At 35.5% G+C, this 11750-nt stretch carries 12 protein-coding genes and 1 pseudogene; all 13 read right to left on the bottom strand.

Features of this window, described 5'->3' with window-relative positions:
- Positions 1 to 5: 5 nt before the first annotated feature.
- The gene (locus tag PRVXT_RS01625; RefSeq protein ID WP_350343959.1) at positions 6 to 587 is read right to left on the bottom strand and encodes a hypothetical protein; all 582 of its coding nucleotides are present in this window, start codon (positions 585 to 587) and stop codon (positions 6 to 8) included.
- Between the two features lie 170 nt (positions 588 to 757).
- Positions 758 to 1567: pseudogene (locus PRVXT_RS01620) on the bottom strand (AbiJ-NTD4 domain-containing protein); the annotation flags it as partial.
- 896 nt (positions 1568 to 2463) lie between these two features.
- Complete coding sequence (locus PRVXT_RS01615) at positions 2464 to 2685, bottom strand: AAA domain-containing protein (RefSeq protein ID WP_350343958.1); 222 nt, start codon at positions 2683 to 2685, stop codon at positions 2464 to 2466.
- 508 nt (positions 2686 to 3193) lie between these two features.
- A complete protein-coding gene (locus tag PRVXT_RS01610; RefSeq protein WP_350343957.1) occupies positions 3194 to 3487 on the bottom strand; it encodes a DUF2087 domain-containing protein in 294 nt (97 codons plus the stop codon).
- 255 nt (positions 3488 to 3742) lie between these two features.
- A complete protein-coding gene (locus PRVXT_RS01605) occupies positions 3743 to 4156 on the bottom strand; it encodes an NUDIX hydrolase (protein ID WP_350343956.1) in 414 nt (137 codons plus the stop codon).
- Positions 4157 to 4652: 496 nt separating this feature from the next.
- The gene (locus PRVXT_RS01600) at positions 4653 to 5456 is read right to left on the bottom strand and encodes a hypothetical protein (protein ID WP_350343955.1); all 804 of its coding nucleotides are present in this window, start codon (positions 5454 to 5456) and stop codon (positions 4653 to 4655) included.
- Positions 5446 to 6144: an ABC transporter ATP-binding protein gene (locus tag PRVXT_RS01595; RefSeq protein WP_350343954.1), complete on the bottom strand. Its 699-nt coding sequence runs from the start codon at positions 6142 to 6144 to the stop codon at positions 5446 to 5448. Before PRVXT_RS01595 ends, PRVXT_RS01600 begins: the two co-directional genes overlap by 11 nt.
- Position 6145: 1 nt before the next feature.
- Complete coding sequence (locus PRVXT_RS01590) at positions 6146 to 6517, bottom strand: GntR family transcriptional regulator (RefSeq protein ID WP_350343953.1); 372 nt, start codon at positions 6515 to 6517, stop codon at positions 6146 to 6148.
- A 1064-nt stretch (positions 6518 to 7581) separates the two neighbouring features.
- Positions 7582 to 7788, bottom strand: a complete 207-nt coding sequence (locus PRVXT_RS01585; RefSeq protein WP_350343952.1) for a hypothetical protein — start codon at positions 7786 to 7788, stop codon at positions 7582 to 7584.
- Between the two features lie 17 nt (positions 7789 to 7805).
- The gene (locus PRVXT_RS01580; RefSeq protein ID WP_350343951.1) at positions 7806 to 8810 is read right to left on the bottom strand and encodes an ABC transporter ATP-binding protein; all 1005 of its coding nucleotides are present in this window, start codon (positions 8808 to 8810) and stop codon (positions 7806 to 7808) included.
- A 4-nt stretch (positions 8811 to 8814) separates the two neighbouring features.
- Positions 8815 to 9792, bottom strand: coding sequence for an ABC transporter ATP-binding protein (locus PRVXT_RS01575; RefSeq protein ID WP_350343950.1), 978 nt, complete (start codon positions 9790 to 9792; stop codon positions 8815 to 8817).
- Positions 9793 to 9803: 11 nt separating this feature from the next.
- A complete protein-coding gene (gene opp4C, locus PRVXT_RS01570; protein WP_434064303.1) occupies positions 9804 to 10706 on the bottom strand; it encodes an oligopeptide ABC transporter permease in 903 nt (300 codons plus the stop codon).
- 24 nt (positions 10707 to 10730) lie between these two features.
- Positions 10731 to 11690 carry an ABC transporter permease gene (locus PRVXT_RS01565; RefSeq protein WP_350343949.1) on the bottom strand — a complete coding sequence of 320 codons (960 nt, stop codon included), beginning with the start codon at positions 11688 to 11690 and terminating at the stop codon, positions 10731 to 10733.
- Between the last annotated feature and the right edge of the window lie 60 nt (positions 11691 to 11750).

Here is an 11750-nt window from a genome sequence, read left to right as displayed (position 1 = left end):
CCCCCTTATTTTTTAGCTAAGATTTGTTGTGTTATTGCGGTAAACTCTTTTTCTTTTTCCTCTATCAATCTATGATAGAGGTTTTTTTCTCTTTGATGTAGTTTTAATAAATCTACTACCCACTTCTGTTTCTCTAAGGTTATTTCCTGCATAGGAATGGACTTTAGCACATTTTTGTTGGTGCTAGGTATCCGAGAGCCACTTTGAGATCGCTCTAACTCTCTTTTTACCATAGAAGAGTTTAAATACCAAGATATAAATTGGGGCAAACACTTACAGGCATCAGCTTTAATAATGGCAAAGTAAGACGGGACCAAAAGACCGGCATGCTTCTCATCAATATAAACAGCAGTATGAGGATGACTAAGCCGCATAACAACATCCCCAACTTCAGTAAAGTAATGAGCCCCTAAAGCATCGCTACTATGAAACGTTTCAAAACCACTACCATCAATAATAAATCCATTATCACCGATGTTATTTAAAGTAAGCAAATTATATGTAGCAGCAACATCACCATTACCATTAACCTTCTTACGAGCAAGCACAACCCCAGTCTTAACCTCAGCAAAATCACATAACTTCACATTCCCCCTCCTTCTGTTTTTGTTAAATATTTTATTTAACATTTTAATTAGGTCTATTATACCCAGTTGTTTGGTGAATAGTCAAGGGGGGGGGTGGATATTTGTGTAAAATAATTACACCCCATCCTTACGACACTTTTGTGTCGTAAGGATGGGGTGTTTTATTGGGGTTAAGCTAAATCAAATTCCGCTTGTTGAGCCTTTGATACTAAATAATTAACAAAAGCTGAACAAGTAACAAGCATAAATTTCGCATCTTCAAAGTTTACTGTGGAGGAATCGGTAAGGGCATGCCTTATTCCATCACCATCACTTGTATATCCATATATTTTTATAAAGCCTTCCCTTAAAGAATTATGTAACTCCATTCCTAACTTTTTCTCAAGCTCGTTTAAGTATTCTTTCAACCCTCGCTTTTTCTTGCCTAATATTAATCTAGCCACGCCCTCCACAGCACTTATAGATTCTTTTATTGAATTACGATAATCTGGATTTTTTCTATCAGACAGTAACTCTAATGCATTATCTAAGTGGGTGGAAACGTGTTTGAGCTTATTATTGTTAAGTGCTGTTTCTACTTCTTTTATTTCATTATCATTAACAATTGAAGTAATGTGGTTGCCATTAAATCGGTACGCTGCTCTTTCTCTTTCTAAGACTTTGTTGCATTCCTTTTTAAAACTCCTTAGATATAGAGAAAATGCTTTACAATTTCCAATAAACTCTATAAAGTCGTATACTTCATACCAATGAACCTCTTCACTAAAATAGAATTTCTTTATTAATTTGTGTACATTGTCCCAAAACACATCTTCTATTTCATCAATAAGAAGTTTGAAATAGTCACACCACAAGCTGCTTATTAAGTCACTCATCTCAGGGCTAGAATCCCAGTATTTGTCTTTATCAGCTTCGTCCCAATAAAATTTAGTCAAAACATTCCATAGCCCCACTTTTGTCTCATAGTTTAGCTCTTCAACCTGAAGGACTTGGTAACCTTTTTATATCCATATCTTTCTGAAAATAACAAAACTATCCCCTTCTTTGCAATAATATATAAATACATCTTCTACAATAACGCAAGCTAGTCCTGCTCTATTTATAAGATTTAGAAATATATATTGATCCACCCCTACATATGGAATGTTATTGGGTAATCTGGTTTGCTTTGTCCCAATTAATAAAGTTACTGAGAACTTTTACTCTCTAGACCAACTGAAGACATCATAACCTCTACCTATAGGGCTTGATGGTGGAGCGGCGTTTTAACTCCTTGTGAAGGATTCCCTGCGTTGGGCTGCTGATGCATGGACGCTCAGCAAGGCGCTATAGGGGCATGGACGCCCCTTTAGCGGTGTGCCCATAAGTCAGGGAAAACAAGCAATTGGAGTTACAGCCGTGGAACGTTCAAGCCCGGTGATAGAGGTTATGATGCCTGAATTTGACCTAAGCAATTTCTTAGTGTGCAAATTTGACGTTGACTTTTTTACCCTATTTGTGGGTTTGTTGCATTTATTGGATTGGTGTAGCGGTAATTGAACGGTTGTTGAGCGATGGTTGAACAGTTGTGTCTTGGTTCGGGGAATGAATTCCCCTCTACACTTTTGAAGCTACAAAAGGTTTGTAATCCAAGTAATAAGCTCCTTCGGCTCGGCCTCAGGTTGACAACTTTTATAGCTAATTTTTTTATTGGTGTCCGTAGACAATGAATTACCTGCTAAGTTAGATAGGTGTAAATGGTGTCTAGCTTTAGGTTCATTGTTTTGCCTCCGTTTGCTTTTGTAGGAGGTATCCTTTCATTGTGTCATTTGGATGGGGTGCTTTGGTATTACTTCGAGCTTAAATACTAGGGTAGTATTATCAGTTAATACTTTTTTTAGCAATCCACTGGTTTTTTCTTCATTTTGCTTAGACAGTTTATATCTCCAAAGACTAAATAACTGTCTTTAGCCCTTGAAACTGCAACATTTAGCATACTTTTGTTAGCATCTATAAAATGGCATTTTTCTTGGGATCCGTAAACTGTGGACAATATAGTTATTTTTCTTTCTCTACACTGAAACCTATGAACTGTACCAACGGTAATAAGTTTTTCCAATTTGTCAGTTTTCTCTAACGAAGCTAACTTTAGCTTTAACTTCTAATTGTTTTTGCAGCAAGAATAACTTCTATACTTGTTTTTGGCTCATTAATCCAATCCTTTATTAAACTTGCTGTTAACTATATATTCTTTGTCAAAACAATAATTATCTTTTTTTAGTAAATAGATTCCCCTATGGAGATGCTGGGTGTAGGATGGTAAGGATAGGTGCATTTGTTACTGTTAAGCATAACAGATCCATACCGAGAGCATTTAGCTGACTTTCTCCGGGGAATGAATTCCCCTTTACGTTAATTTTATAGGTTAGGGGTTTTTGATGCCAACTATTGCTTGGGTTGACACAGTGGTCAACACCTACCTCTTTGAGGTTTTAGCTACATAAGATGATCCTATATCCGCAGGCAATGAATTACCTGCTACCTTAATGGTGCACGATGGAGTTAAGACAGTTTGATCAGGTTTAGATGTATTTAAAAAGGGAGCGCTTTTGCGCTCCCTTTTTTGTCTAGCGTTTTATCCAATATTTGCTTCCGTCTTTTGTTCTTTCCATAAATCCAAATTCTATTAAATATCTTCTTATGGTTACATAGTCTGGATATATGTTCTCTATTAGATCGTTGACTTCTTTTTCTGTGTATTTTGAGTCAGGGTTGAATTCTTCTGCTATTCGCTTTAGGATTACTGCTTTTCGTTTTTGCTTTGCTGGCATTTGTTTTAGTTTTAACTTTTCATTTTCTTCAAAGTAGTTTTTTATAATTTTTTCTTGTTGAGCTTGGGTTGTTTCAAATATTTCATTCATTGTATTTTCCTCCTGTGAACGGTTTCTGTAGTTGCATCTTACTTTAGGGATTGAATTCTCCTTTGCGTTTTTGGAGTCACAATGGGTTTTAATTTAAGTAATATAATCCTTCGGCTAGGTTTCAGGATGACAGCTTTATAGCCTAGTTAGGTTATTTGTGCCGCAGGCAATAATTTATCTGCTACGGTGATTGATAGACCCAAAGCAAGTACTTGGATACAAATGGGGTTTTGATAATTGTATTATTAGCTGTTTTTAATTGTTTGCTACTTTTTTGAATAACTGTGGTTGTATTTGTGGGTAGGTTAGGTTGCTGGGCAGCTGATCAAATAGTTTGATTTCACCTATCTCTAAATCAGGCAATTTGCCTAGCTTTTGCACTTCGGCATAATATAACTTGCCAAAGGATTCTTCTTCTCTTTTTACAGAATAGACGGATACAGGTTTTATGTTAAATTTCTGTGCTCCTGTTTCTTCTTTTAGTTCTCTTTTAGCGGTGTTGTCAATGGATTCTTCCCTTTCTCTACGCCCTCCTGGTATTTCCCATGTGGTTCTTTCTTTATGTTTTGATAGAATCCATTTTCCTTTGTATTTAGCCATTATTACTGCAAATTTTAGTTGGTTGTCTTGAACTGGTTTATCGCCATAGAATATTATTTCTATATTCATTTGAATTACACTCCTTTTTGTGGAATGATAAGCTCCTCCGCTGATGCTCAGGTTGATAATCGTGGTTCTTTTAATAACTTCTAGCTAGGATTTTGTTTTCCTTGTTATTGTTGATCTTTTATTTGAGCATGAAGAGAAGTCAATTCAAGAAGCTTGAAATACTTGGAGGTAGACAGGCTTGCAATATTGCAATGAATTCCCCTATACGTTAATTTGGGGCCGGTTGGATGTTTTTGGTACCAACTGTTGATTGGGTTGACACAGTGGTCAACCCCTACCTCTTTGAGGGATAGGTTGCTTTAATTAAGGGTGTAAAAAAACATCTTGCTTTTTTAAAAAAGCAAGATGTTTTTTGTCTAGTGCTTAGTTTGGAAAAGAGGTTTTAATAGTAATATATGTCATGTTGTCATAGTATATATATCACCCTTTACATAATAGCAATAAAGTGAAACTCCAATCAGTGGCCTTACAGCCCAGTTAACCCGCTGTAAAGTTTTTAAAGTTCAACTTTTTTATCATAAAGATAAGTAGTGGCAAAAAACAGCCCTAAAGTTACAATAATTGTGAGTATGTTATAAAACCAAAATTGTTGTGTTGAGAAAATTTCTATACTAGCTTCAACAGATGTGCCGTTTTGGATACTAGATTCAATTCCTGAAAATTTGTAAGTTATACTTGTGATTTTTGCTATAACGTAGTTTGTTAGCAAAAAAGTAATAAAGGTTATAAATCCAGACATTTTTTTAAACATTCTTCCCACTACACTGCTGAAAAAAACAGTAACTATCAAGCTTATAAAACTGAAAAATCCTGTAATTATTACTTTTGTGATTTCCCCTTTGTATTCACTAAAAAACTCACTACTATTTATCATAAAAGCATTTAACATTTCCTGAACTTCAGATAAACCAATAATGCTAGTCCAAACGATTGTTAAGAATGCTAAGCTTACCCCACTTATTACTACAGTTTGTGTGGTAATAGCTAAAATTTTTGATAAAAAAATACTTTTACCTTTAACAGGTAGCGGCATAATCATATAAAGTGTATTATTCTTCCATTCACTTGAAACAAGGCTAAACGAGCGTATAAAAATTATTAACAGAGTTCCTAAAAATAGTAAAAAGCTAAGATTACCTATGATTGCGGCTTTCATCATATCGTCTGTCGCTTGTACCCTGAAGATAATTAAGCTATATCCAACTACGATCAAACCTAATAATATTAAACTTTCAAATTTTAAGTTCATTAAATCCTTTTTAAAAAGCATCATTAGTTTTTTAAAGTTACTATTTTTCATTACTGTAAACCTCCCTCATTAGGTCCACCAACGATAGATTTTTTTCTTCTTTTAAAGTTTCTATTTCTCCTTGAAGTACGATTTTCCCATTTTTTAAGAAGAGAGCTTCATCCATTACATTTTCTACTTCCTTTATTTCATGGGTGGTTATAATTATGGACTGTTCTCCAGCTCTGTAGTCTTTTATTATAGTCTCTATGATTTTTTCGCGAGTAAAAATGTCTATTCCTGACAAAGGTTCATCCAACAAAACTATATCTGCCTTTCTTGAGAAAGATAATAGCAGTTTAGTCTTAGCCCTCATCCCTTTGGATATTTTGTCAATTTTCATGGATTCTTCCAGCTCTAAAAACTCCAAAAGATCTTTGTATCTTTCTTCTTGCCAATCGCTATAAAAGGTTTTCACAAAATTTTTAGCATCAGATATTTTCATCCAAGAATAAAAATGGTCTATTTCTGGCAAATAAGATATTCTGTTTTTGGATTTTACATTTATTTGCTCTCCATCTATTAAAATATTGCCAGAGGTGGGCTTGTTTAGGTCGGTTATAAGTTTTAGCATAGTGGATTTACCTGATCCGTTAGGGCCTAGCAACCCGGTTATTTTTCCTTTATTGATTTTTGTTGTTATATCATCTAGTGCCTTCTTTTTACCAAACTTTTTTGTTACTTCTTGTAATTCAATCATTTTAAAATATCCTCCCATTTTTGCTTTGATTTTGTTTAACCAAATCTAAAATTTCTTCATCTTTATATCCTAAAGATTTTACCTCCTTAAAAAATCTGTTTAATATTTTTTCAGCCATCTCTTCTTTAAGCTGTTCTACTAGGTGTTCATTATGAACTATAAACGTTCCCTGCCCCCTAAGCGTCTCTGTAAGATTATTACTTTCCATCTCTCTATAAGCTCGCTGCACAGTGTTGGGATTTACTTTTAGTTTTTGAGCTAATTCTCGCTGCGATAAGATTTTATCGCCTGTTTTTAGCTCCCCTTTTATAATCTGTATTTTTATATAGTCTATAATCTGTAAGTAAATTGGCTTGGAATTATCGAAGTTCAATTTTTCACCTCCAAATCGCCTCTAATGATATTATAATAGTGCGCTATGCCCCTAGTGCACTATTATAATATCATCTCGATTTTGGTTTGTCAAATAAAAGTGGTACATTATTTTATTAAAGTTTGTGTTAGATTATATTTTATGCTTGGAACAAACCAGTAATCTTACAGCTAATTAGTGCTAGGTTGACACGTTGGTCAATCCCTACCTCTGTGAGGGATGGGGCTGAAATGGGTGTGATTGTTTTATAAATTGATTCCAGGGAATGAATTCCCCTCTACGTTTTGAAGCTACAAGGTGCTTGGGCTTAAATGATAAGTTTCTTCGCCTGGCGCTCAGATAACATTAGTACCACGTTTGATTGTTTGTGTCCCCAGGCAATGAATTACCGTTTGTGTAGTGGGAAGTTAGAAATGGGAATCATTTGGGTTGCGATGACCGCAGGCAATGAATTACCTGCTACGTTGGATGATGTAGATAGGACTGTTCAGTAGGGGCAGATTCGCCATGGTTCTCAAAACATTGGGGTCAGTCTTTTAATATTTCAATATTCTCTTTAGGTAATGTGCAAATGTGGACGGTGAATTTTTTACCCTTTTTAGGGATTTTTGTTACATTTGTTGAATGGTATTAACAGTATTTGTGCTGTTTTATTTTGCTCTGGGGAATGAATTCCCCTCTACGTTTTGAGGTTACAAGGTATTTGGACTTAAATGATAAGATTCTTCGCCTGGCACGCAGATAACATTGGTAGCTCGTTTAGTTGTTTATGTCCGCAGGCAATGAATTACCTGCTACGTTAGATGATAGGCATTTTTGTTGTTTTATCTTTCTTTGAGGTTTCTTTTTGGTTTTGGTTGTTAAAATTTGGGGTGAATTTGGGTTTAATTTGGCTCTTCGTATTTTTTCCATGGTTTGCTCGTTTTGTCCCACATTGGTTGTTTGGGTAATCCCACTTTCATCGCATACAAGGATTGGTTTGTTGTTGTGTTAATGACATACAAAAAGAGCTGACTCAGAATTGAGGCAGCTCTTTTTTGGGGTAATTGAAGATCAAGCTTTATTTATACCAATCTCATAAGCCAGATAAAGATATAGCCCACTATAACAAAGCCTAAAAGTCTTGTTATCACGATAGGAAAAATCACTTGATTCATTGCTATAAATAAAGCAATAAAATCTTTGAATCCTATTCTGCTTTTGTCCTTTTCCTCTTCCTTTTCCTTTTTAGCATCTTGATTTTTTTTATTTATATTATGGTTAATATACATTTAAAGACACCACTCATTTAAATTTTATTTATCTTTTCTACAAGATGGCAACTAACAAAATGATCCGATTCCATTTCTCTAAGTATAGGTTGTTCTTCTTTACAGATGTTTTCAGCATATTCACATCTGGTGTGAAACTTACAACCAGTTGGTGGATTAGCTGGACTAGGAACGTCTCCTTTTAGCACTATTCTTTTTCTTTTACTTCTCGGATCTGATTTTGGTACTGCTGACAACAAAGATTTTGTGTACGGATGTAAGGGGTCTTTAAATATTTTCTTTGTTGGACCTGTTTCAACAAAACTACCTAGGTACATCACCATTACTTTTGTACAAAAATATTGTACAACACTCAAATCATGGGAAACAAATAAATAAGTTAGCCCAAACCTTTCCTTTAAATCTTGCATTAATCTTAAAACCTGAGCTTGAATGGAAACGTCTAGCGCTGCTATAGGTTCATCAGCAACAATAAATTTCGGTTCCAAAGCCAAAGCTCTAGCTATACCTATTCTTTGTCGTTGCCCACCACTAAACTCATGGGGATATTTTTGAATGTTACTTCCCTCAAGTCCACACAATTCTAACAGGTCTTGAGCTTTTTCCATAGCTTCTCTTTTAGATTTCACTAGTTTATGTTTTCTAATCCCTTCAGATACTATCATTCCCACATTCATCCTAGGATCTAACGAAGCATATGGATCCTGAAAAATAATTTGCATATCTCGTCTAAGTTTCTGCATTTTAGCTTTTTTAACTTTAACCTTATTTTCAACGTCAAAAATAGTTTCTCCCTCAAACTTTACAACGCCAGCAGTTGGCTCAAGTAAGTTGAGTATTGTACGACCAGCTGTTGATTTACCACACCCCGATTCTCCGACTAATCCAACTATCTCTCCTTTTTTAATGTTAAAAGATATACCATCCACCGCTTTAACATAACCAACTGTCCTTGATAGCACTCCCTCTTTAATTGGAAAGTATTTTTTTAGATCTTTTATTTCTAATAAATTTTCTGCCATGTCTTTATAGTCCCCCTTCGCTATAGAGCCAGCATCTTGCTTTATGGCCTGGAGTCACTTCTATTAATTCCGGCATTTTTTCTTTACAAATATCCATACTTTTATCACATCTAGGATTAAAGGAGCAACCTTTGGGCATATTCTTAAGACTAGGGACCATTCCAGTTATACATTGTAATTCTTCATCTTCGCCAACCATATCAGGTCTAGATTTTAATAACCCTGTGGTATATGGGTGTTTTGCGTTTTCAAATAAACTAATTATATCGGTTTCTTCCACTACTTTCCCAGCGTACATCACAACCACATCATCAGCCATTTCTGCTATAACTCCTAAATCATGAGTTATAAACATGATCGATGTTCCATATTCTTTCTGAAGCTTTTTCATAAGCTCTAATACTTGAGCCTGGATAGTAACATCTAGAGCTGTGGTTGGTTCATCTGCAATTAAAAACTTAGGATCACAACTGAGAGCCATTGCTATCATAACTCTTTGACGCATACCTCCGCTTAACTGATGAGGATATTCTTTAATCACCTTTTCCGGTCGTGGTATACCTACAAGGTCAATAAGCTCAATTGCTCTTTTTTGGCTTTCTTTGTCAGACATTTTTTTGTGTAACATAAGGCTTTCTTTCATTTGGTTTCCTACAGTAAAAACAGGGTTTAAGGCAGTCATAGGCTCTTGAAATATCATGGAAATGTCGTTGCCCCTTATTTTCCTCATCTCACCCTCACTTAATTGCAGCAAATCTTTGCCCCCAAAATCCATTAAACCTTTATCTAAATTTCCATTTGGTGGAAGCAACCTCATTATGGAAAGTGAAGTTACACTCTTGCCACAACCAGATTCTCCAACAACTCCTAACACTTTTCCTTTTTTAATAGTAAGGTCAACATCGTTAACAGCAACGACCTTACCTTCCGATGTTTGAAAGCTTGTTTTTAATCCTTTAATTTTTAACAATGTATCTGACACCCTTACACCTCCTACTGCTTTAACTTTGGATCTAGTGCATCTCTTAATCCATCGCCTACAAAGTTAATTGAAAGTACTGTAATAAACACCATGAATCCTGCTGGCATCCATTGCCACGGACGGTTATCTAAAGCTATTAAGCTTTGAGCTGACTCCAACATATTCCCCCAACTAGGAGTGGGTTGAGAAACACCTAATCCTAAGAAGCTGAGACCCGCTTCCAGTAAAATAGCTGTAGCTATGCTTAAAGTGGAGTACACAATTATAGGAGCCATTACGTTAGGAATTAGGTGTCTTACAATAATTTCATATTTTTCTAACCCTAAAGCTCTTGCAGCCTCAACAAATTCCCTTTCCTTTAAAGACAGTATTTCAGCCCTAACCACTCTGGCTATTTGAGTCCAGCGTACGGCAGCTATTATAAGTATGGTATTGAAAACTGTGGCTCCAAGAGTTGCCGAAAGTACTACAGCAATAACGAAAAAGGGGAAACACATTATTGTATCAACTAGCCTCATTATTATGCCATCAGCTAATCCTCCAAAATAACCGGCTATGGATCCTAGTGTCACTCCAATTGTTGTAGCTATTAGAGTGGCTATAATACCTACACTCAGTGACACTCTACCACCGTATATTAAGCGAGTATATATGTCTCTACCAACATCGTCAAAACCTAACCAATTTACACCATCTGGACCATCGTTTATTCTTGCTCTATCCTGCCAATCCCTATCATGGGGCGTCAACACAGGAGCAAAAATTGCAGAAAATATTAAAATAGTCAACACAACAAGACCAATTACCGCAAGCTTATTTTGAAAAAATCTATCCTTAGCAATCTTCCAAGGAGATAGACCTTTTGGTTCATTCATAGGCTTTTTATTTAAGTTTTTACTAGTTACTTTTTCCACTTTTTCCCCTCCCTTATTTTGAGATTAATCATACTTTATTCTAGGGTCTATTACAGCGTATAGTATATCTGCTAATAAGTTTGCAAATACTATAACAGTTGATAGCATCATTGTAATCCCCATAAGAAGAGGATAATCCCTATTATTGATGGCATCTATCATTAATGTTCCAACTCCCGGCCATGAAAAAATAGTTTCAGTCAGTACAGCTCCCGAGACTAAGGTGGGTAGCATCAACGCAACCACTGTTACAACTGGTATCATTGCATTTTTTAGAGCATGTTTATAGATAACAATCTTTTCATTAAGACCTTTTGCCCTTGCTGTACGAATATAATCTTGTTGAATAACTTCAAGCATGCTTGACCGTGTATATCTCATTACAGACGCAGTACTAAGTAACCCTAAAACAATAGTAGGTAATATCAAGTGGTGAATTCTGTGGAGTAACATTCTAATGCCGGTATAGTCAGCATCTAGTCCCGTTCCCGAAATTGGAAATAAACCCAGTTCAAATGATAAAAATTTAATCATTAAAAGCCCGAAGAAAAAAGCTGGAATTGATAACCCTATAAAAGCAAAGACAGTTACAGCATAATCTAGAATAGAATACTGATTAGTTGCTGAAATAACTCCCAATGGCACTGCCACAACTATTGTAAAAACTAAGGCTAGCCCACCTAAAAGAATGGTATTAGGAAGCCTGCCTGCAATCACTTCTGTAACAGGAGCACCATAATTTGTTGAATATCCAAAATCTAAAGTTAGTGAACGACCTAACCATCTTGCATATCTAACTGGTAACGGGTCATAATAACCCATCCGCTCTAATCTTTCTTGATATTCTTCCTGTGGAACTGTTGGATCTATTTGATCGGAGTATGGGTTACCAGGCATCGCTTCCACTAAAGCAAAAACTATAATAGAAACTCCCAACAACACTGGTATGAGAATTAGTAATCTTCTTATAAGATATTTTTTCAACTATTCTTTCCCTCCCTTGTTTATTACTTCTTGAACTTTGGTATCTTAAAGTTAATTAAT

The sequence above is a fragment of the Proteinivorax tanatarense genome (genome assembly GCF_040267685.1).
GTDB lineage: Bacteria > Bacillota > Proteinivoracia > Proteinivoracales > Proteinivoracaceae > Proteinivorax > Proteinivorax tanatarense.
The sequence above is the reverse complement of the archived record's forward strand: the minus strand, read 5'-3'. Positions and strand labels throughout refer to the sequence as shown.

What these genes read in the sequence shown, in the direction of transcription:
- PRVXT_RS01585 (WP_350343952.1), bottom strand. Translation starts at nt 7,788, where the DNA reads ATGTATATTAACCATAATATAAATAAAAAAAATCAAGATGCTAAAAAG.
- PRVXT_RS01610 (WP_350343957.1), bottom strand. Translation starts at nt 3,487, where the DNA reads ATGAATGAAATATTTGAAACAACCCAAGCTCAACAAGAAAAAATTATA.
- PRVXT_RS01580 (WP_350343951.1), bottom strand. Translation starts at nt 8,810, where the DNA reads ATGGCAGAAAATTTATTAGAAATAAAAGATCTAAAAAAATACTTTCCA.
- PRVXT_RS01605 (WP_350343956.1), bottom strand. Translation starts at nt 4,156, where the DNA reads ATGAATATAGAAATAATATTCTATGGCGATAAACCAGTTCAAGACAAC.
- PRVXT_RS01595 (WP_350343954.1), bottom strand. Translation starts at nt 6,144, where the DNA reads ATGATTGAATTACAAGAAGTAACAAAAAAGTTTGGTAAAAAGAAGGCA.
- PRVXT_RS01600 (WP_350343955.1), bottom strand. Translation starts at nt 5,456, where the DNA reads ATGAAAAATAGTAACTTTAAAAAACTAATGATGCTTTTTAAAAAGGAT.